Origin of the sequence: Candidatus Nitrotoga sp. M5 (assembly GCF_927904885.1) — a bacterium.
GTDB lineage: Bacteria > Pseudomonadota > Gammaproteobacteria > Burkholderiales > Gallionellaceae > Nitrotoga.
In genome coordinates, this window is record NZ_CAKMNW010000067.1 from 84,319 (window position 1) to 108,014 (window position 23,696).

The 23,696-nt window shown below is 46.2% G+C and carries 17 protein-coding genes; 15 read left to right on the forward strand and 2 right to left on the reverse strand.

The window, feature by feature from the left end; all coding sequences use genetic code 11:
• Positions 1 to 250: 250 nt before the first annotated feature.
• Positions 251 to 2,971 (reverse strand): bifunctional [glutamate--ammonia ligase]-adenylyl-L-tyrosine phosphorylase/[glutamate--ammonia-ligase] adenylyltransferase, encoded by a 2,721-nt coding sequence (gene glnE, locus MJ770_RS12670; protein WP_239254975.1) that lies wholly within the window; start codon positions 2,969 to 2,971, stop codon positions 251 to 253.
• Between the two features lie 104 nt (positions 2,972 to 3,075).
• On the opposite strand from glnE, the gene MJ770_RS12675 reads away from it, so the two are divergent.
• The 3 genes from MJ770_RS12675 to tldD all read left to right on the forward strand — a co-directional run bounded on the left by MJ770_RS12675 (position 3,076) and on the right by tldD (position 9,490).
• Positions 3,076 to 6,930, forward strand: coding sequence for a YhdP family protein (locus tag MJ770_RS12675; protein ID WP_256448832.1), 3,855 nt, complete (start codon positions 3,076 to 3,078; stop codon positions 6,928 to 6,930).
• Between the two features lie 25 nt (positions 6,931 to 6,955).
• Positions 6,956 to 7,822: a carbon-nitrogen hydrolase family protein gene (locus tag MJ770_RS12680; protein WP_239255092.1), complete on the forward strand. Its 867-nt coding sequence runs from the start codon at positions 6,956 to 6,958 to the stop codon at positions 7,820 to 7,822.
• A 222-nt stretch (positions 7,823 to 8,044) separates the two neighbouring features.
• Positions 8,045 to 9,490: a metalloprotease TldD gene (tldD, locus tag MJ770_RS12685; RefSeq protein ID WP_239254989.1), complete on the forward strand. Its 1,446-nt coding sequence runs from the start codon at positions 8,045 to 8,047 to the stop codon at positions 9,488 to 9,490.
• A gap of 144 nt (positions 9,491 to 9,634) precedes the next feature.
• Here tldD and ilvD read toward each other — a convergent pair whose 3' ends face one another.
• A complete protein-coding gene (ilvD, locus tag MJ770_RS12690) occupies positions 9,635 to 11,314 on the reverse strand; it encodes a dihydroxy-acid dehydratase (RefSeq protein WP_239254991.1) in 1,680 nt (559 codons plus the stop codon).
• A 349-nt stretch (positions 11,315 to 11,663) separates the two neighbouring features.
• Here ilvD and MJ770_RS12695 point away from each other — a divergent pair, with 349 nt between their 5' ends.
• From MJ770_RS12695 to MJ770_RS12750, 12 genes are all read left to right on the forward strand, one after another.
• Positions 11,664 to 12,161, forward strand: a complete 498-nt coding sequence (locus tag MJ770_RS12695; RefSeq protein ID WP_239254994.1) for a hypothetical protein — start codon at positions 11,664 to 11,666, stop codon at positions 12,159 to 12,161.
• 2,057 nt (positions 12,162 to 14,218) lie between these two features.
• Entirely contained in the window at positions 14,219 to 14,512 is a 294-nt protein-coding gene (locus MJ770_RS12700) for an HU family DNA-binding protein (RefSeq protein WP_239254996.1), read from the forward strand.
• Positions 14,513 to 15,002: 490 nt separating this feature from the next.
• Positions 15,003 to 16,796 carry a translation elongation factor 4 gene (gene lepA, locus MJ770_RS12705; RefSeq protein ID WP_239255001.1) on the forward strand — a complete coding sequence of 598 codons (1,794 nt, stop codon included), beginning with the start codon at positions 15,003 to 15,005 and terminating at the stop codon, positions 16,794 to 16,796.
• A gap of 19 nt (positions 16,797 to 16,815) precedes the next feature.
• The gene (gene lepB, locus MJ770_RS12710; RefSeq protein ID WP_239255002.1) at positions 16,816 to 17,619 is read left to right on the forward strand and encodes a signal peptidase I; all 804 of its coding nucleotides are present in this window, start codon (positions 16,816 to 16,818) and stop codon (positions 17,617 to 17,619) included.
• A gap of 21 nt (positions 17,620 to 17,640) precedes the next feature.
• Positions 17,641 to 18,021: a DUF4845 domain-containing protein gene (locus MJ770_RS12715; RefSeq protein WP_239255003.1), complete on the forward strand. Its 381-nt coding sequence runs from the start codon at positions 17,641 to 17,643 to the stop codon at positions 18,019 to 18,021.
• On the forward strand, positions 18,018 to 18,686 hold the full coding sequence (rnc, locus tag MJ770_RS12720) for a ribonuclease III (protein ID WP_239255012.1): 669 nt from the start codon (positions 18,018 to 18,020) through the stop codon (positions 18,684 to 18,686). The genes MJ770_RS12715 and rnc overlap by 4 nt, the downstream gene beginning before the upstream one ends.
• 2 nt (positions 18,687 to 18,688) lie before the next feature.
• Positions 18,689 to 19,579 (forward strand): GTPase Era, encoded by an 891-nt coding sequence (gene era, locus MJ770_RS12725; RefSeq protein ID WP_239255014.1) that lies wholly within the window; start codon positions 18,689 to 18,691, stop codon positions 19,577 to 19,579.
• A gap of 162 nt (positions 19,580 to 19,741) precedes the next feature.
• Complete coding sequence (gene recO, locus MJ770_RS12730) at positions 19,742 to 20,485, forward strand: DNA repair protein RecO (protein ID WP_239255016.1); 744 nt, start codon at positions 19,742 to 19,744, stop codon at positions 20,483 to 20,485.
• Entirely contained in the window at positions 20,482 to 21,207 is a 726-nt protein-coding gene (gene pdxJ / locus MJ770_RS12735; RefSeq protein WP_239255018.1) for a pyridoxine 5'-phosphate synthase, read from the forward strand. The genes recO and pdxJ overlap by 4 nt, the downstream gene beginning before the upstream one ends.
• A gap of 20 nt (positions 21,208 to 21,227) precedes the next feature.
• On the forward strand, positions 21,228 to 21,611 hold the full coding sequence (gene acpS / locus MJ770_RS12740) for a holo-ACP synthase (protein WP_239255020.1): 384 nt from the start codon (positions 21,228 to 21,230) through the stop codon (positions 21,609 to 21,611).
• Positions 21,612 to 21,786: 175 nt separating this feature from the next.
• Entirely contained in the window at positions 21,787 to 22,836 is a 1,050-nt protein-coding gene (gene nagZ / locus MJ770_RS12745) for a beta-N-acetylhexosaminidase (protein WP_239255022.1), read from the forward strand.
• A 110-nt stretch (positions 22,837 to 22,946) separates the two neighbouring features.
• On the forward strand, positions 22,947 to 23,675 hold the full coding sequence (locus MJ770_RS12750) for a helix-turn-helix transcriptional regulator (protein WP_239255024.1): 729 nt from the start codon (positions 22,947 to 22,949) through the stop codon (positions 23,673 to 23,675).
• The last annotated feature ends 21 nt before the right edge of the window (positions 23,676 to 23,696 follow it).

Below are 23,696 nucleotides of genomic sequence, written 5' to 3' on the forward strand. Positions count from 1 at the left end.
TATAACGTTTCACGTTGCGCGACACCCCGAAGGGGCGTGAGCTGCGAGCTTAGCGAGTGGTGTTTGCTCGAACGTGGCGTTGAACGAAGCCGCTATCGCGGAGAAACATCCCTCAGTTACGTGATTCAATACCATAATTCATCCTCACCCCGCCTGCTAAAAAATTACTGGATCAATTACGCGATAAGCTGCGAGTGAAGCATCATGCAATCCGAACTGAGCAACGTGTTCGCTCTCCATCAGACGAACATTACTGTTTTACTTGACAATATGGCCCCAAGAGTTCTTCCCATAGCGTAATCACCGATGTAATGTCGATTGTTTCCCGGTCAACTCGACAGGGTGATTGGCTATTCAGGCGCATTTTGTGTTGCAGCGCACGCAGGGTGCGGTAGCAATTGCTGGTTGCTTCGGCCAATTCTACTTTTATTAATCCTAATTTACCGGCGAGCATGAGTAGTGCCAGGTTGCCGCTGTTAGCAGTTAATTCTAGTTGGGCGTGTGCATGTGCCAGTACTAAAAATTGCACAATGAATTCAATATCAACCATGCCGCCGCGATCATGTTTGATATCGAACATGTCGCTGTCATTTGGATGGGTATCCTGCATTTTCTGGCGCATTGCTACGATCTCTTTACGCAACTCATTTAGATCTCGCGACTTGCATAACACCTTGTTGCGGATGGTTTCAAATTGTTCGCCTACTTGTGGATCTCCGGTACAGAAGCGCGCTCGAGTCAGCGCCTGATGCTCCCACACCCAGGCGTGATCTTGCTGATATTCAGCGAATGCGGGAATGGAGCTGACTAACAGGCCGCTAGCGCCATTCGGGCGCAGGCGCAAATCTATTTCATACAAACGACCTGCTGAGGTATAGCTGCTTAACAAGGTGTTGATGCGTTGAGCCAGCTTGGCATAAATTTCTGCTGCGTCGGGATGTTGATCGTCGTACAAAAAAATCAGGTCGAGATCGGCAGAGTAGCCGAGTTCGAGACCTCCCAGTTTGCCATAAGCAATAATGGCAAACTGTGCTTGTTGTTGGTGCTTTTTGCTCGCATCACGCCAGCAAATTTGCAACACATGGCGTAAGACAAGGTCAGCCAGGTTACTGAGATGATCGCTTAGCGTTTCTAACGGCAGCAGCCCTTGCAAATCTTTTGCCAATAAATGGAAAGTTTGGACATGTTGAAACTGACGAAGTACATCCATTTGACGTTCTGTATCCGTATTGCATTGCTCGAGTTGTGTCAGCAGTTCTGCATCAAGAGCAATCCAATCGGGTACACGATAGATTTCACGTGCGTCGAGTAATTCATCCAGCAGAATGGGATGTTTAATCAGGTATTCGCATGCCCATTCACTGGCGCTGGCGAGTTCGATTAAAAGTGGTAAAACCTTTGGATATTCGGCCAAAAAGGCCAGGTAGGAGGCGCGTCGACTAATGCTTTCCAATAGATTCAGTATGCGTGGCAGGGTTTGGTCACGGTTGTTCGGCTCTGCACATAGTGTGATGAACTGCGGAATCAGTTTATCTATACGTTGCCGACTTGTGTTCGGCAGTTGTTTGTAACGGCCACTGTCACGGATATGTAACAGTCGTTCAGCCAAGGTTGTTGTATCCGTATATCCTAATTTGCCAAGATCATTTTGTAACTCTTCCACATTTAAATTCTCGTGCCAAAGCACACTTGCTATGGTGCTATCTTTTTGCGTGTTGAAAATCAGGGCGAATTGTCCGCTTACCAACGAGCGGTGGTGGTTTAGTTGTTTCAACAGGGCAGCGTAATCCGGGTAGCCCATGCCTTCGGCTAGTATTGCCTGATCTGGAATGTTTTTTGGTAAATCATGAGTTTGCTGGTCATCCATATATTGCAGGCGATGCTCCAGTCTACGAAAAAACACATAAGCTTCACTCAGCGCTTCTATGATGTCTGATGTAAGTTGGCCGTGTTCGCTCAGAAGTTGCAATACTTTCAAAGTGGGACGAATGCGCAGGCTGACATCGCGTCCACCCCGTATCAATTGAAAAACTTGGGCGATAAACTCGATTTCACGAATGCCACCTGACCCCAGTTTTATATTATCAATTCGATCGCGTCGCTGCACTTCCTGACTAATTTGTGCATGCAGTTTGCGCATGGATTCGAAAGCGCCAAAATCGAGATATTTGCGGAATATGAATGGCTGCACGAGCTGCATGAGTTCTTGCGTTGCGGGATAATCTGCCGGAGAGATAACTCGAGCTTTAATCCAGGCGTAACGCTCCCATTCTCGTCCCTGCGCTACCAGATATTCCTCCACCGCTGCGAAACTCATTACCAGTGGTCCACTGTCACCATAGGGTCGTAAACGCATGTCTACGCGGAATACATAGCCATCCTGGGTGAGTTCGCTAATCAGGTTAATGAGGCGACGGCCCAGGCGGGAAAAAAAATCGTGGTTACTTATACTGCGAGAACCATTACTGTTGCCGTCTTCCGGGTAGAGGAAAATAAGATCAATATCAGAGGAAACATTGAGTTCCTTGCCGCCCAGTTTACCCATGCCAATTACCAGCAATTGCTGTGGTTCGCCGCTCAGTTCATCTATCGGCTGCCCATACTGTTGCTCCAGCGACTCCATAATGAAATGTTGCGCACGTTGCACGGTTAACTCTGCCAATGCTGACATGCCGGACATTACTTCCTCTAAATCGGCCAGTCCGCCCAAATCGCGCGTTAGTAGCTTGAGCATGACGCGCTTGCGTAAGCCGCGTAGCGCACTTGACAGGGAATCTTCATCTGTTACTGGCATGGCCGCTAGCAATGCCGACATTTCATCCATGCTGCAAGGTTGATCATAGTGCTCGCGCAGCCACGGCAGCAATTCTTCTTCGCTGTCGAGCAGGCGTTGTGCATATCGACTGCAACGCAGTGCAAGCTGTAAAGTAACGTCAAAATTAGCAGCGATGGGCGTGATGGCGGTATTCATAGAGGGGGCTTAAGGTTAAACTGTGACAATTTAGTCGCTCATTATAATTCTGCTATGCGTGCTTTGGTTTGTTTGTTTTCATGGCTACTTAGACGTCCCTTTTTATGTTGAGAGCTTCCTTAAGTTTTTGTTGGCGCTGCTGTAGTCAATTAACTCGATTCATTCTGTTTGGAACAGTTTTGCTGTTGTTCGTTGCTGGGGGATTGTTGCTGACCTTGCGGTACTGGATATTGCCAGACATCGAACGCTATCACGACAATATTAGCGCTATGGTCAGTCACGCTGTCGGGCAACCAGTGGCTATTGGCAAGATTGAAGCAAACTGGCAGGGCATTCGCCCGCATTTAATGTTTACCGATGTGCTTATTCTGGATAAGCAGGGGCAAATAATGCTTGCACTGCGGCAAGTAGACAATGTGGTGTCGTGGATGACTGCTCTGACAGGTCAATTACGTCTACATAGCCTGGAGATTGATCAGCCGAATCTGTTTGTCAGGCGGGACACGCAGGGCGTGTTGCATATTGCTGGCATGGCTGTATCGAGTAATACGCCCGGTCAGCCTGCGGATCACAGGCTGGCCGATTGGTTGCTGCACCAGAAACACATTGTTGTACGTGACGCGCGCATTACTTGGCACGATGAGCAGCGTGCCGCGCCCCCGTTGATATTAAATAAAGTAAATATGCTTATTAGCAACAGTGGGCACCGTCACAGTTTTTCGCTGCTAGCGGAACCTCCAGCGAAATTGTCTGCGCAACTGGATCTGCGTGGTGATTTTTTTGGTGCTAGTTTTGATAATTTCAATGCTTGGCGAGGGGAGTTGTATACCCAACTTGATTATGTCGATGTTGCCGCATGGAATACATGGTTACCGCTGCCAATTGCCCCCAAACGCGGCAGGGGAGCGTTGCGTGGTTGGCTAGGTGTCGAGAAAGGAAAGATTAATCAGTTTACTGCTGATCTGGCACTGGCTGATGTACAGACACAGTTGGCTGACGATTTGCCACTTCTCGATGTGGTTAGGCTGCGCGGTCGTGTTGAATGGAATGACGTAGTTCGGGGCTTTGAACTTTCCACTCGAAAATTATCAATGCAGATGGCAAATGGCTTGGTGCAGAAGCCCATTGATTTATACCTGAATATTTCAGATGCTACAGACAAACAGCCTGTTGGCGGTGCTGTGCGCGTTAATACGTTGGATATGAACAGTTTCACTCAGTTAATGCGTTTTCTGCCGTTGGCGTCTGGTTTGAAACAGCAGCTTGCTGATTTCGCGCCTAAGGGGCAGATTTCTGATATGCAAGCAAAATGGCAGGGAGATTTTGGCAAGTTATTAAATTACGAGATTAAGGCAAGTTTCGACGAATTATCCATACGGCGTAAGGGTAAGATCCCTGGATTTACTCAGTTGAGCGGTCAAGTGGATGGTAATGATGTCAATGGTACGTTGTCGCTTAATACGCGCAATTCTACCTTAGATGCGCCGCTGATCATGCCGGAGCCTTTGGCATTTGATTCACTTATTGCACAGTTGCGTTGGCAAAAACATGACCGTGGGATGGAAGTCAATTTTAATAAGGTTGCTATAGTCAACGCTGACCTTGCAGGAAATGCTTTTGGTAGTTATCAAGTACTACCTCAAAGCCCTGGATTGATTGACTTGACAGTTAACCTGAAACGCGCCTCCGTAGGCCAAACAGCTCGATATATTCCATTGATTGCATTGAATAGCGAAGCCCACGATTGGATACGAAATGCGTTGATCGGCGGGCAGGCAGATGATTTTAACCTGCGCCTGAAGGGTGATTTAAAAGATTTTCCATTTGATAGAAACCGTAATGGTTTGTTTCAGATTCGAGCCCGTGCAACTGGAGTGATGGTGGAGTATGCGAAAGGATGGCCTCGTATCGAAAATGCCGATGCAAAATTGGTGATTAAGGGTAAACGACTTGAAGTGACTGCGCCGACTGCTATGACTGTGGGTGGATCTCTGAAAAATATTAGGGTGGCTCTACCGGATATAATAAGCTCTGACCTACTATTGCAAGTGAGTGGTGAGTCTGCGGAAGAAACAAAGTATGGTCTGGATTTTATAAAGCAAAGTCCGGTGCACGGATATATTGATGGCCTCACCGATAGCATTACGTCGAGTGGTGTTGGCAATCTGAATCTGCATGTGAGTATTCCATTGAGCGGTAGTCGGCCAGCAAAGGTTTCCGGCCGTTACCATTTTTTTGACAATGAAATTCGCTTAAGTCAGCGCTTGCCGGTTCTGCATAAAGTGAATGGCGATCTGCTGTTCGATGAATCCTCAATACGCACGCAGGGCGTCACGATGCAAGTTTTGGGTGGACCTGCTACCTTGGCAGTGCATAGCCTCAAAGACGGCGCTGTAAATGCCAAGGTGGTTGGCCGCACAAATATAGATGCTTTACGTGAGGTGGCGCCGCATTCGGTTCTCAATTATCTTCGTGGTAGCAGCGATTGGGAGTCAGAAATTACGGTGTTAAATAAACAAATTAGCCTGCAACTGACGTCTAATCTGGTCGGGTTGACGTCAGATCTGCCTGCGCCATTTACAAAACGCGCTAACGAGACTATTCCGCTGCGCTTAGAACTGAATAGCATGACTACGCAACAGGATCTGTTATCGATGCAATATGGCAAGCTTTTCAGTGCAAAATTTTTACGTGTGGATGAAGGAGCTGAACGGGTTGTCAGACGCGGCACAGTCAATTTTGGTAATACTGGCAAGTGGTTGGAACAGGATGGCGTGTGGTTGGTTGGCACCATGCCTAAGCTGTCGTTGGAAGGTTGGGGGGCGTTGGCTAGTGCGTCAGACGAGTTGACGTCAGTAAGTATCGCGGGTGTTGACTTGATGATCCAGAAGATCAGTGGATATGGATATAAGGCAGATAATCTAATTGTCAATGCTCGTAATGTTAATGGTACGGTAGTAGCTCACCTGACCGCTAAGTCAATTAATGGGGATGTGAGCTGGCATCCGCAAGGTAATGGCAAGTTTGTTGCTCGCATGAAACACGTATCTCTCGAGTTGGATCGTGATGAAAGTGGGAAAAAGAAAAATGCTGTATCTCAATCAAATGCTATTGCAAAAAATATTGCTAGCACTAAACATCCCGCGCTCGATGTAACCGTGGGCAATATCACATTAAATGGCAAAGATTTGGGTAAGTTGGACTTGTTTGCACAGCAGAGCGAGCGTGATTGGCTGCTGGAACGCTTAGTTATCACCAACTCAGATGGCGAGTTGACCGCGGACGGGAAATGGCAGGTGGTCCCAGGTGGAGAACAGACTCAAGTCAATCTAACGCTGGAATTAAGTGATGCTGGGGAAATGCTTGGCCGATTTGGCTACCCCAATAGTGTTAAAAACGGTAAAGGAACGCTAGAAGGGACATTTTCTTGGCCTGGCCCTCCAGCCGAATTCAGCTATAACTCGCTGAATGGCATGCTCAATTTGAACACTGGTAAAGGACAGTTCCTGAAAATCGATCCAGGTATGGGTAAGCTGCTTAGTATTTTGAGCTTGCAAGCACTGCCTCAACATATTGCGCTGGATTTTACGGATGTGTTCAGCGCCGGTTTCAAATTTGATCGTATCAAGGGGGTGGCGCAAGTCAAGAAGGGGGTTATGTTAACCGATGATTTTAAAATTGAAGGCTCGGCCGCCAAAGTAACTATGAAGGGGCAGGTGGATCTAAACCGCGAAACTCAAAATTTGAGAGTGCGCATTTTGCCTACTTTGGGGAACACCGCAGCTCTGCTGAGCGCATTTGCCGCTGGTCCGGTAGTGGGTGTGGGAGTTTTCATTGCCAGTAAAATATTGCGCGAACCACTCGATAAGTTGGCGTCGTTTGAATACAATATTACGGGTCCATGGGTTAACCCGAATGTAGAAAAAGTAGGTGTAAGAAAGTCTATTGCGCCACCATAAAAGCAACACTATGAAAGAATTAGAGATGCAAGATAGTAATGGCACACAACAACTTGACGCAGCAAAAAAACAAGCTAAGACTTTCAAAGTTGCTGCTGTACAGATGGCTTCGGGGCCAAATGTCCTGGCTAATCTGGGCGAGGCTCGCCGCCTGATCGAAAGAGCTGCTGATCAGGGAGCACGCTTAGTTGTATTGCCGGAATATTTTTCTATCATGGGACTGAATGATACGGATAAATTGGCGGTGCGAGAGCAACCGGGTAACGGCGTGACCCAGTCTTTTATGAGTAAAATTGCGCGCGAGCATAAAATATGGCTGGTTGGCGGTTCCATCCCTCTGGTGGCGAATAAACCTGACAAGATACGTAATGCCTGCCTGGTGTATGACGATAAGGGAGAACAAGTAGCACGCTATGACAAAATCCATTTGTTCAATCTCGAACTCGGCAACGAGCATTACGATGAGGGCTTGACTATTGAGCCAGGTAAGCAGGTAGTAGTGGTGGATAGTCCGTTCGGTCGCATAGGTTTGGCGATTTGCTACGATTTGCGTTTTCCTGAGTTGTTTCGCGCAATGCACGATGTAAATATTATTGTGTTACCTTCTGCCTTTACAGAGACCACTGGAAGAATGCATTGGGAGGTATTGGTGCGTGCTCGTGCCATCGAAAATCTGGCTTATGTAGTGGCTGCGGGGCAGGGCGGTTACCACATCAGTGGCCGTGAAACACACGGTAATACTATGATTGTTGATCCGTGGGGTAGGGTGTTGGATCGATTGCCACGCGGCTCAGGAGTTGTGGTCGCGGAAATTGATCCATCCTATCTGGCAAGCATGCGCAACAGCTTACCAGCGCTGTCACACCGTACGATTACCTCATCACTTAAGTGAGAGATTGGTAGGGAATCGATTGGCTCTTGGGATGAGTGAGGAACGACTTTATACAAAAGTTGTCTTATCGGGTCATACGCTTTTTTAATGGGGTTGCCCCCTATATATCCTTACATGGCTTAAGATACAAAAGTACGAGTAATTGCTTACAGCTTCAAATATGCACCTCATGAATGAGCTGAATTTTTTGTAACGATCTTTTAAATTTCTATAGGTTTGACAATGCAAAATAACGATACTGTATTTGCCCTTGCACAGCAGTCACTGCTTGTACCACATTCGCTCGAACCTCGCCATCTGGAACAAATGTTTTCCAAAATGCTAGCGAATAAAGTGGATTACGCTGACCTGTACTTTCAATACAGTCGCGCCGAAAGCTGGTCGCTTGAAGAGGGTATTGTCAAGTCTGGCAGCTTTGGTATAGATCAAGGTGTAGGCGTGCGGGCGGTGAGCGGTGAAAAGACCGCTTTCGCGTATTCCGATGACATTAGTTTGGCAGCCTTGGAAAGTGCAGCACTGGCCACGCGCGCGATCGCTCGGCAGGGCGGGACGCAAACTGTACCGCTATTACGCGCGAACAGTAATAAACATTTCTATTTGCCACATGATCCAATCGCCAGTTTGAAAGACGCAGACAAGGTTGCGATGCTGGAACGGCTGGAACGTTATGCGCGTGCCTTGGATCCGCGTGTTACTCAGGTGATAGCTGGATTGGCAGGCGAATATGAGGTGGTGTTGGTGGCACGTAGCGATGGCTTGATGAATGCTGACATTCGACCACTGGTGCGCCTTTCGGTGCAGGTTATTGTAGAAAGCAACGGTAAGCGTGAGCAGGGTTCATCTGGAGGGGGTGGACGTTACGATTATGCCTTTTTTACAGACGAAGTATTATGCGACTACGCCACCAAGGCGGTTCATCAGGCAGTAATCAATCTGGATGCTAAGCCCGCTCCAGCAGGTAATATGACCGTTGTACTCGGTTCCGGCTGGCCTGGTATTTTGCTACATGAGGCCGTGGGGCATGGTCTGGAAGGCGATTTCAACCGTAAAGGTAGCTCAACTTTTTCAGGCCGCATCGGTGAACGGGTAGCAGCCAAGGGTGTGACGGTAGTGGATGATGGCACGATTGCTAACAGGCGTGGCTCGCTACAAATGGATGATGAAGGCAACCCTACGCAACGCACCGTTTTGATCGAAGACGGCATCCTCATGGGCTATTTGCAGGACACCTTGAATGCGCGCCTGATGGGCGTGCCAACTACCGGTAATGCTCGGCGCGAATCTTTTGCGCATCTGCCGATGCCGCGCATGACCAACACTTATATGCTGAATGGCGATAAAGACCCTCAGGATATTATTGCGTCGGTCAAGCGTGGGCTGTATGCCGTGAACTTTGGTGGTGGGCAGGTGGATATTACCAGCGGCAAGTTTGTATTTTCCACCGCTGAAGCATACATGATTGAAGACGGTAAAATTACCTATCCAGTGAAAGGTGCAACTTTGATCGGCAATGGCCCTGAGGCATTAACCCGCGTCTCTATGATAGGCAATGACATGGCGCTTGATCCTGGTGTCGGTGTTTGTGGCAAGGAAGGTCAGAGCGTGCCGGTAGGTGTGGGTCAGCCAACAGTAAAAATAGATGGGCTGACTGTAGGCGGTACTGCTTAGGCATTATGAGCTGTGTGATGTGCGGTGCATATAAATCGCATCCCACATCACGCCGCATTTTTACTGGATTACACTTTTGAAGATTGGCGTTCTTCTCATATAAATTTCATCTGTTATTCAACAGTTGGATTTATGTGCGCAAGCTTAGGCGTCGTCTGTCACTGCACCTAAGCTTGCGCTAGACACCAGTCGCGCATATTTAGCTAATACGCCGCGTTTATAGTGTGGTGCCGGTGGTTGCCACAGGGCGCGTCGCCGCTCAAGTTCTTGGTCGCTTACGTTCAGCTGAATCAGGCGGGCTTCTGCATCAATGGTAATAGAGTCTCCTTCTTCAACCAATGCTATGGTCCCGCCTATTGCTGCTTCGGGCGCAACGTGCCCAACTACAAAGCCGTATGTGCCACCTGAAAAGCGGCCGTCGGTAATAAGCGCGACGTTTTCGCCCATTCCGGCGCCTACCAATGCTGCAGTGGGTGATAGCATTTCACGCATTCCTGGTCCTCCTTTTGGACCTTCGTAACGAATGACGAGTACTTCCCCGGGATTAATTTTTTCTGCAAGAATCGCTTCCATGCAAGCTTCTTCTGAATCGAACACGCGCGCGGGACCAGTGATTTTAGGGTTTTTAATGCCACTTATTTTGGCTACTGAACCTTCTGCCGCCAAGTTACCTTTCAGGATCGCTAAATGTCCTTGCGGATAAATTGGATTATTCCAAGCGCGAATCACGTCTTGGTTAGAACGTGGTTTGTCGGGCACATCTTTCAATACCTCCGCAATTGTTTCGCCGGTGATAGTCATGCAATCGCCGTGCAGTAAGCCATGTACCAAAAGCATTTTCATTATTTGTGGAATACCGCCGGCTTTGTGGAGATCTGTTACCACGTAGCGACCAGATGGTTTCATATCGGCAAACACAGGGACACGTTTTCGGATTGTTTCAAAATCATCAATGTTTAAATCTACACCCATAGCATGCGCGATTGCCAGCAAATGCAAGACCGCATTAGTCGTCCCACCTACCGCCATAACCACGGAAATTGCGTTCTCGAAAGCTTTTTTCGTTAAAATTTGAGACGGCAATATTTGCTTCTGGATAGCTTGCACCAAAACTTCGGCTGACCGTGCCGTGCTGTCAGATTTCTCTGCGTCTTCTGCCGCCATGGTGGATGAATATGGCAGGCTCATGCCCATCACTTCAAATGTTGAGGACATGGTGTTAGCGGTAAACATTCCACCACAGGAACCAACTCCCGGGCAGGCTTTACGCTCAACAGCAAGAAGTTCTGTTTTATCGATTTTATGTGCGATAAATTGTCCTACTGCCTCAAAGCTGCTTACAATGGTCAAGTCACGACCGTTGAGGTGTCCTGGTTTGATGGTGCCGCCATAAACGAAAATAGCTGGAATATTCAAGCGTGCGAAGGCGATCATGGAGCCCGGCATATTTTTATCGCAGCCACCTATGGCGAGGATGCCGTCCATGCTTTGACCACGGCAGACTGTCTCGATTGAGTCAGCAATTACCTCACGACTCACCAGCGAGCATTTCATTCCTTCGGTACCCATCGAAATGCCGTCAGAAATCGTGATAGTCCCAAACACTTGTGGCATTGCACCAGCGGCGTGAACTGCTTGCTCAGCTCTTGACGCTAGGATACCCAGCCCCGCATTGCAGGGTGTAATTGTGCTATACGCATTGGCAATGCCTACAATAGGTTTATTGAAATCATCATCGCCAAAACCTACGGCGCGTAACATGGCACGGTTTGGTGAACGCTGCACCCCCTGTGTGATGGCTTTACTATTGTTGTTGCTAGGCATGATGCTTCCTTTTAATTAATTAGGTTAATACTTGTCCTGAGCTGTGTAATTGGAGTTGCTATTTAGGTTCAAAAGTGCAATTATCTTTTGGCGCTACTAATGGCTAATGTTAGCAGAAATCAAACTACATCATATTCAGCAAGTAGCACGGATGCAGTTCTTTGCAATCGTTCTGGATGAATTATGCGGGATGTTGAGCGCATACTGTTAGTCAAAAAATATATTTAACTTGATCTCATCGAGGTTGCGATTACCTTGCTTAATATTATAAAACCAGATTGGTTCTAACAGGATTGGAAATAGCAGCAGATAATCGCCATACATAGTTAATGTAAATTGGAGAGCTACAATGATCAACAGCCTCACAAGCATAAAAGCAGGCCTTGCATTAGTAATGCTTTGTTTGCTCTTCGGTATTGGTCTTGGCGTAACCTTTGGTGTCAATGAGGTTTTTTTTGAAACGTATGTGGCTCAAGGAATTGCTGCACACCCTGAACTTCATGATGCAAACAGTCCAAAAAAGATATGGCGCTATGCCCAACGAGCACATTTTCACGCGACAGGAATTGCAGCGTTCTCTATTGGTTTATTGCTGCTTGTTTCAGCGTCTAGCCTCAATCAACAACTCAAGAAGATCACCGCTTTTCTCATAGGCCTTGGCGGTTGTTATCCGCTAGCTTGGTTGACAATGTTCATTGTTGCACCATCTATAGGGACAGGTGCGGCGCATGCTCACCCAGTGACAGAACTGCTTACTTATGTTGGTGTTGGTGGATTGTTGCTTGGGTTAGTGCTCTTGTTGGCCAATCTTTTTCTTGGATTGTTCAGAGAACGCAGTTTCATATAGAAATTTATTCCAAGTAGGAAACCGAGTCGCCCGGAGTATTGATGTCAGAGTTCGATTGGTTAACTGGATATGGTGTTGTAGAGTTTGGAGTGACGTCAATGCGAATGCTGTCGGTTGCGCAATACCAATCTTTGTCAAGCTATCCACGAAACTCAGGGTCGCGGTTTCCTGCCGGATACTACCTCACGGTTCTTGATCAATAGTAAGCCCATTTATCACCAATATGGGATCCTCAACTTTTTCTAACTTTAATGCAATGCCTGAAATTACATTGGCTAAAATCCGTGGAGATGTGCCATTTGACAAGGCATGAAACTTAGCTTGTGGTGCGACGACCGGTGTTGGTGCCAATTGTTCATCATTGGCGTTGCAGCTGCAGGGCAAGAAATTAGCAATCGCTCATTTCAACTGGATACTGGTCACGAATGAAATGAATCTGCTTTTGGTGGAGTACGCGACCGTACCGATGTACCTAAAATTGTTGACTGGTACATGAAAGGTAAATTAAATATCGATAATTTTATTACCCATACATTGCCGCTTGAAAGTATTAACGAAGGCTTCAACTTGATGAAGCGGGGCGAAACAATTCGTTCAGCTGTGTTGTATTGAAAGGGCTGTGTCTTGCTTGAGCAAATTAGCAAAAACATATGTTTTGGAGGTGTGTAGCGATCCTATACGCATCATTCCGAAGAAGTTGGATTGTAGATGCGGTTGTCGGTCTTTCTGCTACTGCAGGCTAAAAATGGCATTGTATTTGTCCTATTCGGCCTGGTTAATCTGACCTGCACGGAAGAACATTCATGATCAAAGCAGGCACTCAGCGTACTGCAGTGTAGCAGGGGCTGCTGCTGATTGCGCCCGATACAATCCCACGTGGAGCTAAAATTTCAGGCGAAACAGAAATCTGGGACTTTGGGGGCGGCGCAGCTTTTTATCTTGTTACAACGGAAGCGCCGTGGAACAAACATTACCCTATGTGCAGCGACAAGATTGATTTATACGATTGATTGTGAATAAATTTCTAGTGCTTTCTTACGGTATTGGCATTACCGGTCATTCATTGGGCGAAAATGGGGCACTTGTCCTGGCGTTACGTAATCCTGCTCAATTAGAACTGTATCGGCATTTGCGCCGATCTGTGCACCGAGCCAATGCCCTAGGAATGTGAAGGCATTTTCAGGGTATCTGGGTAGGGAGAAAGAGAACTGGCAGTAATATGAAGCCAGTGCACTCTTGGAACAAATGCATGCACCATTTTTAAACGGGATACTGATTGATCAGGGGTTGAGCGATCATTTTTTCGCAGCGGCTGTTTCCAGAAGCTTTTAAGTGGGCTGTAAAAAAAGCGCAGCAGTGATTGGAACTACGCAGGCATGCCGATTACGACCATGAGTATTACTTTATTTCGACGTTTGTAGAAGAACATATTTGATTTCACTGCCACAATTTACGAGAGGTTGTTCAGTAAGTGATTCGATCAATTCTATTCAATTTGAGCACAAGCCATTAAAAATGGCATTCTCGAGGAGGAGTTGTCATGGGTGATTCAATAAAAATATATCCATTAATCAATAACTGATTTAGACCCGCAGCTGCGAAATTTGCTGGAGGTTGCTTCCTTGGTTCTTTGACGATTTATTCAGTATTTAATTAATACTGAATAAGTATTTTAAATATTTGTGTGGGGTTGAAAAAATGCTTAAAGCCGACGGTAGTATTGTAATTTCATTCAGTCACTGGAGTGCCAGCATCATATTCAATATCATCGCAAACGAAGAGAAGCTGACGGAAATGGATTAAATGGTAATTGTACTAATGATAATCGCAATTTAACCGTAATATATATTCTGATTTTAAAATTTAACGTAATAAATATGCCTCATGCTCGCTTCGTGTTTTACAAAGCATTTGTTATAACCAATGCTGTCCAAGAGCTAAGAATGAGGGTGTAAATTTTTTTTTAAGGTATCTTAAGTTAATTTGTGAAGCTGTGATTGCCATTGACACAATGGCTTGATACAGTATGGCGTTTTTCAACTAAAGGGAGTCACACTATGAATAAAGCAGAGTTGATTGATGTAGTAGCTAAGTCCACAAAGAATTCAAAGGGAAATGTTGAGGAAATATTGAATGCTTTGATGGCTGCTGTACAGGCATCATTGGTGAAAGGCGATAACGTGCAGTTGATTGGCTTTGGCACCTTTGCTGTCGAACAGCGTGCTGCTCGGATAGGTCGGAATCCGGCTACCGGAAAAGAGTTGAAAATATCGGCCAAAAAAGTTGCGAAATTTAAAGTCGGCAGCAAGTTGAAAGATGCAGTTGCTGGCGCAAAAGCTAAGAAAAAATAACCAATGCAATTAAGCGTGTCCCCACTAAGCCGGGGCACGTCCTTTCATATTTTCTGAATTAATATTCATACCTCATTTTTAATATTATGCGCTAAATTTTGAAGGTTCATGCTCCCACCTTCACTATTTTAGGTTACCTGCTTAATACTAATTTCAGTCGCGCTGAATGGTTACAGCAATGCATGAATAGCTAGCGCATTCCGCAGGATGACGTATCTTCAAGGTATAATTACACTTTATACATATGTTACGAGCACATGTAAGATTGTGCTCGTAACATATTGATTAAATTGATATTTATATTATTTAAGAAAATTAATTTGTATATAATAATCAATGAGTTATGAGAAAATGATAGATGTCAGATAGGCTGCCAGGATAATGGTTACAAGGCGCGAGTGATTCACGCGGATACGTTAAAAATGTTAATACGCATATGTGTTGTGGCATATGGAACATAAAATTAGATAATTCGAGACTGTAAAAAATAATGCAATATATTCGTAATTTTTCCATTATCGCCCACATTGACCACGGCAAATCTACTTTGGCCGACCGAATTATTCAGTTGTGCGGAGGACTTTCTGACCGTGAAATGGAATCGCAGGTGCTCGACTCCATGGATTTGGAACGCGAGCGAGGCATTACCATCAAAGCTCAGACTGCTGCGCTGGAATATAAGGCTCGTGATGGCCAGATATACAATCTCAATTTGATTGATACACCAGGACACGTAGATTTTTCTTATGAGGTATCACGCTCATTGTCTGCCTGTGAAGGCGCGTTGTTAGTCGTAGATGCATCTCAGGGAGTGGAAGCGCAGACAGTAGCAAACTGCTACACCGCTCTCGACCTTGGAGTGGAAGTAGTGCCGGTGTTGAACAAGATAGACTTGCCGTCTGCCAACCCGGAAAACGCTATTGAAGAAATAGAGGAAGTGATCGGTATCGACGCGCACGATGCAACACGCTGCTCAGCTAAGACAGGTGAGGGCGTACAGGACGTGCTGGAAGCTCTGATCTTAAAAGTACCGGCGCCTAAAGGTGACCCAACTGAGCCACTATGTGCTCTGATTATAGATGCGTGGTTCGATAATTATGTTGGTGTAGTAATGTTGGTGCGGGTTTTTAACGGAACTTTAAAACCCAAGGATAAGATTCTGTTGATGGCTACCGGTGCGCAGCATTTGGTTGAGCACATCGGTGTATTTACGCCGAAGTCACAACGACGTGAAATATTGTCTGCTGGTCAGGTCGGTTTTGTCATTGCGGGTATCAAGGAGCTGACGGCGGCCAAGATTGGTGACACCATCACTCTGGCAAACAGGCCAACAACCACAGCCTTGCCGGGTTTTAAAGAGGTGCAACCACAAGTATTTGCGGGATTGTTTCCGGTAGAATCAAATCAATATGAATCGCTGCGTAATTCGCTGGAAAAGCTCAGGCTAAATGACGCTTCATTGCAGTATGAACCAGAAGTTTCGCAAGCACTGGGTTTCGGTTTTCGCTGTGGATTTCTGGGGTTGCTGCATATGGAAATTGTGCAGGAACGACTTGAACGCGAATTCGACATGGATTTAATTACCACTGCACCTACCGTTATTTATGAGGTGTTACAGCGCGATGGGGCAATGCTTATAGTGGATAATCCTTCCAAGATGCCGGATCCGTCCAAAATCGAGGAAATCCGTGAACCTATTGTGACAGTCAACTTGTATGTGCCGCAGGAATACGTTGGTGCGGTGATTACATTATGTACGCAAAAGCGCGGTGTACAGCTCGATATGAGTTATCACGGTAAGCAAGTATTGCTTGTGTATGAGATACCAATGGCAGAAATCGTACTCGATTTCTTTGACAAGTTGAAGTCGAATTCGCGCGGATATGCCTCCATGGATTACGAATTTAAGGAATATCGTGCAGCCGATGTGACCAAGGTGGATATACTGATCAATGGTGAAAAGGTGGATGCGCTGGCAATTATCCTGCACCGCAGCAATAGCCAGTTCCGAGGTCGTGAAGTGGTGGCCAAAATGCGTGAGTTGATTCCGCGCCAGATGTTCGATGTTGCAATCCAGGCTGCTGTTGGTGCAAACATAATCTCGCGTGAAAATGTTAAGGCGTTACGAAAAAATGTACTAGCCAAATGCTATGGAGGTGACATCTCGCGCAAGCGCAAGTTGCTGGAAAAGCAGAAAGCTGGCAAGAAACGTATGAAGCAAGTAGGTAATGTAGAAATTCCACAGGAGGCTTTTTTGGCAATCCTGCAGGTAGGCGAAAAGTAACGTTAAGACGGGAATTGAGATGAATTTTGCTTTAATTATGTTTGTGTTGTTGCTGATCACCGGCAGTGTGTGGTTGCTTGATCGCTTGGTACTGCAGTCGAAACGCACAGAGTCTACCAAGGAGCCTTGGTGGGTGGAATATTCCAAGAGTTTTTTCCCTGTTATCTTGGCGGTATTCTTGCTGCGCTCATTTCTGGTTGAGCCTTTCAAAATACCGTCCGGGTCGATGATTCCGACTTTACAGGTAGGTGACTTTATTTTGGTGAACAAATTTACTTATGGTATTCGTTTGCCCATCATTAGCAAGAAGCTAGTAGAAATTAATTCCCCCAATCGAGGCGATGTGATGGTCTTCCACTATCCGGAAAATCCATCGTTAGATTATATTAAGCGGGTGGTTGGATTGCCTGGCGACCACATTGCATATCGCAATAAGCAGGTGTTTGTGAACAATGTACTGCAAGAGCAGAAGCCTGAGGGTGACTATAATTATGTGGAAACTGGTCTGAACTTTGTGCATACAAAACGTTATACAGAAAATTTGACTGGGCATAACCATGCCATGTTAGTCAATCCAGACGTGCCCAACATGCAGATAGGAGCGGTAGCGGAATTTCCACACCGGGAAAATTGCACATACAGCGAAAAGGAGATGCGCTGCACAGTGCCAGCTGGACATTATTTTATGCTTGGTGATAATCGCGACAACAGTCGAGATAGTCGTTACTGGGGTTTTGTGCCGGATAACATGATCGTCGGTAAAGCATTTATGGTTTGGATGAATTTTAGTGATTTGAAACGTATAGGCTTATCCATTGATTGACATTGCAAATGAAAGTGGCTCATGATCAAAATAATTGCAAACAGGCAGCGTGGCGTGAGTTTGTCTGGTCTTTTGATATGGTCAATTATATTAATAATCGCGGCGATTGGTGGCATGAAAGTTATTCCGGCGTATATTGAAAATGCCGAAATTAAAAGTATTCTTTACACCATCGTGACTGATCCGGAAATGCAAGGGGCTCAATCCAAGAATATTCGCGAATCGTTCAGTAAACGGGCCGTAATGAATAATATTAATGTCGTCACAGCGAATGATATTGAAATAGTCAAGGATGCACGTGGCCTATCACTGAGCATTAGTTATCAAGTTAAAATTCCGCTGGCTGGCAACGCTAGTTTGTTACTTGAATTCAATCCAAGTAGTTTAAAAAATAGCCGATGAATCGTGATACGCTGTGCAATCTAATTGGCTATGTCTTCACGCAACCGCAACTATTGCAGCGTGCTCTGACACATCGCAGTTATAGTGCGGTACATAATGAGCGTTTGGAGTTTCTCGGTGATAGCATTCTCAATTGTGTAGTAGCCAAACATCTGTATGACATTAATCCTAGTTTACCGGAAGGTGATTTATCGCGTTTGCGCTCCAATCTGGTCAATCAGCAAACCTTGGTCATCTTAGCTCAGCAATTGCGTTTGGGCGAATTGTTATTGCTGGGCGATGGAGAGCGCAAAAGCGCTGGTTTTCGTCGCCCTTCGATCCTTGCCGATACCATGGAAGCTTTGTTCGGCGCAGTATTTCTGGACGGTGGTTTTGCAGCAGCAGAGCAGGTTGTGCTCCGGCTGTACGTGCCTTTTATCGCGCAAGCAGACGCGCAGACGTTGGGTAAAGATTACAAAACATTGTTGCAGGAATATTTGCAAGGCAAGCGTCTGGCGTTGCCTAAATATACAGTGATTGCAACTCAGGGCGAGGCACACGCACAGCTATTTAAAGTTGAATGCCAAATCGAACAATTGAAATTAATCACTTGCGGTGAAGGCACCAGCCGTCGCACTGCTGAACAGGTAGCAGCAGAAGCCGCCTACCGGAAAATCGAGAGCTAGTCATGAATGCAAGTAATTACCACAGCGGCTTTATCGCCATTGTCGGACGCCCGAACGTGGGGAAATCCACTTTGCTTAATCATCTGGTCGGCCAAAAAATAAGCATCACTTCACGCAAGGCACAGACCACACGTCATCGTATTACCGGAATATTAACCGAAGAGCACGCACAGTTCGTATTCGTAGATACCCCAGGATTTCAGATGAAGCATCTTAATACACTGAATCGCGGTTTGAATCGTGTGGTGACTAGTAGTTTACGCAACGTGAATGTGGTGCTATTCATGATTGAAGCTCGAATTTTCGATGAGCGAGATCGCCAAGTAATGAGTTTGTTGCCAAAAAATATGCCAGTGTTACTTGTTATCAATAAAGTAGATAACATGGAGAACAAATCTGAATTATTGCCCTTTATTCAGGAGATCGCCAAGGAGCGTGAATTTACTGCTATCGTGCCAGTTAGCGCAAAACAGAACAAACACCTGGACACCTTGTTGAACGCAATTCGATCCTACTTGCCAGAAGGTGAAAAAATTTATCCTGAAGATGAAATCACTGATCGGAATGAACGTTTTCTTGCTGCCGAATTGGTGCGTGAAAAAGTCTTTCGTTTCACCGGTGAGGAACTACCATACTCAGTAAGTGTAGTGATTGAACAGTTTAAACTAGAAGGAAAGTTACGCCGTATCCATGCTGCGATTCTCGTTGATAAAGACGCGCATAAGGCGATGCTGATCGGCAAGGATGGTGAGAAACTTAAGGGAATTGCCACCCAAGCGCGATTAGATATGGAGACACTATTTGATGGGAAAGTTTATCTCGAAGTATGGGTTAAAGTGCGAAGTGGTTGGGCAGATAATGCGCAGGTGTTGAAAAGTTTGGGATATGAATAATTTTAAACTTAAATCCCCTTTGTCTTTTCTGCAAGAGCGAAGGGTTAGCTAGTGAAGAACTCACTGCGATGCGGCGACCCTTCAATAGTTGTAATTGGGTGGTCGAGGTTACTGCCTTCGCGTTTTTCTCTTCTGTGATAAGGAGAGGTAGGGAGGAGTAAATTGCAGCCGCACAAACAAAGATTGGAAGACGAGCCCGCTTTCGTCCTGCACAGCTACCCCTATCGTGAAACCAGCCTAATATTGGAAGTGTTAAGCCGGCAACATGGTCGCGTGGCACTGGTGGCGCGCGGTGCGCGGCGTCCGAGATCGGCGTTGCGCGGATTGTTGATGGGTTTTCAGCCATTATTGTTAAGCTGGTTCGGAAAGCATGAGTTGCGTACTTTGCACCGTGCCGAGTGGCAGGGTGGACAGCCGCAATTACAGGGAACAGCTTTGCTGTGCGGTTTCTATTTGAATGAATTGCTGCTCAACCTGATGGTTCGTGATGATCCGCATGAGCAATTGTTTGACTATTATCAGCATACTCTGCAACGGCTAGCAAATGAAGCGGACTATGCGGCTATTTTGCGTTGTTTTGAAAAACATTTGCTGCAAGAGTTGGGTTATGCAATGTTATTGGTACAAGAAGCGGACAGTGGTGAGCCGATAAATTCATTTGCACCCTACCGTTATGTGCTCGAACGTGGTGCGGTTCGTGCTACGTCTACTGATTCAGACATATCAGATGTATCAGAAGGCTTGTTAATGTTGGGCAAAACTTTGCAAGATATGGCCGCAGATGATTACCGCGATGCAGTAAGCGCTCAGCAGAGCAAGCAATTGATGCGTATGATATTGAATCATCATCTTGCGGGCAAAACATTGTATACACGCGAATTGATAAGAGATTTACAAAAAATATGATCAACCTTGGACTCAACATCGACCACGTTGCCACGTTGCGCCAAGTTCGGGGCACGCGTTATCCTAATGTTATTCAAGCCGCGTTAATTGGAGAGGCAGCAGGCGCCGACGTAATTACACTGCATTTACGAGAAGATCGCCGCCACATCCAAGATCGGGACGTGGAAATTTTGCGCGATATGCTGCAAACGCGTATGAACCTTGAAAGCGCCATAACCGACGAAATGTTGGCCATTGCTTTGCGTATTAAGCCGCACGACGTTTGCTTCGTGCCGGAACGGCGCGAAGAATTGACGACTGAGGGAGGATTGGATGTGGTGGGGCATTTTGATAGTGTAAAGCGTGCTTGTATGCTTTGTGCGGAGGCGGGCATACGTGTGTCCTTATTTGTGGACGCGGATGAAAAGCAAATGGATGCGGCACGGTCTGCAGGTGCTCCGGTTGTAGAGATTCACACGGGAAAGTATGCGGATGCTGTCAACGTGTCGCATCAGACACAAGAATTAGCGCGCATTCAGCGCACAGTGATACATGCTCATGCACTTGGTTTACAAGTTAATGCCGGGCATGGCCTAAACTATCATAACGTACAACCTATCGTCGCTATCCCTAATATCTGTGAACTCAATATCGGTCATGCCATAATTGCCGAGGCACTATTCATCGGTCTGGAGCAAGCTGTGAAAAAAATGAAAGCGCTGCTAATAGGCACTCATCCATAAAGCATGGAAGCTAAGTTACCGTGATTTTAGGTATCGGCACTGACATAGTTGCTTATGCACGTATTGCGGCAGTATATGCCAAATTCGGCGAGCGCTTTGCACAGCGTGTGTTGAGCCAGCAGGAATTAACGGAGTATCGTACTCATGCTCACCCTGTGCGTCTGCTAATGAAACGTTTTGCCGCCAAGGAAGCACTAGCTAAGGCGACAGGCAGTGGCTTGAGATATCCCGTGAGTTTGCAAAAAATTAGCGTGATACACGATGCTTTTGGCAAACCAATTTTTGAATTTGATGCGGAATTGGCTACGCACCTAATGCAGCTAGGCTTGACTCACCATCATCTAAGTATTAGTGATGACCAAGATATTGCAGTGGCATTCGTGATTTTGGAAAAAAATGATTAAGAATTAAATTCTCAAGGCAAGTATGCCGAGAGTCGCACGCAGTAACGAGCGAATTTTTCTGCTTCGATATTTCAACCAAGGAAAAGGCCAAGCTATTCCAAATGCATTGGCTTAAACCTACCGGACTCCACTTTCGAAAAAAATTCATACTTACAATATTATTGGGAGAAATTGAATGGGAATTGGCCCATGCATGCTGGATATCGCAGGTGTTACTCTAACTGCGGACGATGAAGCACGTTTACGTCATCCACAAGTAGGTGGTGTAATTCTGTTTGCGCGTAATTACAAATCTTTATGCCAGCTTAATGAGCTAACGGCCAGCATTCATGCCCTACGTACTCCGCCGTTATTGATCGCTGTGGATCAAGAAGGTGGGCGAGTACAACGGTTTGTCGACGGGTTTACGCGCATCCCTGCGATGCGCGAACTAGGCAGTATTTGGGATGAGCATCCGCGCCGCGCAAAGCATCTGGCGCAGCAGGTAGGTTACGTTCTGGCAGCAGAATTGCGTGCTTGCGGCGTGGATTTCAGCTTTACCCCAGTGTTAGATATAGATTTTGGTATCAGCAAAGTGATTGGTGACCGCGCCTTTCATTCTGATCCACAGGCCATAGCCGAATTGGCACATAGCCTGTTGCTAGGACTCAGGCAGGGTGGCATGCAAACAGTGGGCAAGCATTTTCCTGGGCACGGCTATGTACAAGCTGATTCACACCTGGATATTTCGATAGATGAACGCAGCTATACCGACATCGAGTTGTGCGATCTGATTCCATTTCGTCAAATGGTGAATTATGGCCTGACTGCGGTCATGCCCGCGCACGTGATTTACCCCAAGGTAGACAAATATCCAGCAGGCTTTTCAAAAATATGGTTAAAAGATATTCTGCGAGGCGAGTTGGGTTTCAGCGGATGTATATTTAGCGACGATCTGAGCATGCAAGGTGCAACGGTAGCGGGCGGTATCCTGCAACGTGCAGAAGCAGCGTTGCAGGCCGGTTGTGACATGGTGTTGGTATGTAACCAGCCGTCCTTGGCAGATGAATTGCTGGCTGAGCTAAAGTGGGACATGCCAGCGACCAGCAAAGCGCGCCTCGTTCATATGCGGGGCCACTACCATTCCGATTCGTTGGTGCAATTGCGGGAGCAAGCAGGATTTATGAGAGCCGTGCATGAAATCGCTACTATTGGCCCAGGCACCGCAGAGTTACCGTTTGCTTAGTAGCGCTTTATCCAAAGTATACGGGGGCAGTAATTTTAGGGTGTGGTTTACTAATGACTAATCTTTAAAGCATAACGTGCTGTACCGGTGGTTTTATGAGGGGAAAAGCCATGTCTGATCTAGATTTATTTGAACCATTGCTCAGTTGTGGCACAGTAGAAGCGTTGCATACTACGACCACTAACATCGCTGGCCAACTAGGTTTTGACCATTTTATTTACGGGGTGCAGGTAAATACTTCAATTACTCGGCCTTATCAATTCATTCTAAATGGATACCCTAAGGAATGGCGCGCTCGCTACATTGAACATAATTATCAAAAAATAGACCCTACATATGCTCATTGCATAACTAAGAAACAGGCTATTCCCGTTATTTGGAACAATCAGGTGTTTAAGGGCGACGATGCAACTAAAATGAGAAACGAGTCAAGAGAGTTTGGTTTGCAGCGTGGCGCAAGTTTTCCTGTCCACGGTGGTCATGGTGATGCTGCAATGTTGAGTCTTGCTACTTCTCAAGATTCCTGTAAAGCTGAACAGGAGATCGTTTCTATCATAGGGAAGTCTCAATTATTGGCATGTTATTTACATGAGGCGACTCAACGGATTGTCCTGAGTAAACCCCCGCTTTTGTTGACAAAAATGGAGCTTACATTTCGAGAAAAAGAGTGTCTTCTGTGGGCGGCGGAAGGAAAAACTGGAGGAGAAATAGCTGACATACTTAAAGTTACGGAACGTACCGTGACCTTTCATCTACAAAATGCAGGCAACAAAATGGGAGCATCCAACCGTCAACATGCGATTGCCCGTGCTATTTCGATGGGACTTATAGCTCCCTGAATTTTGGTTGACTGCCAATCC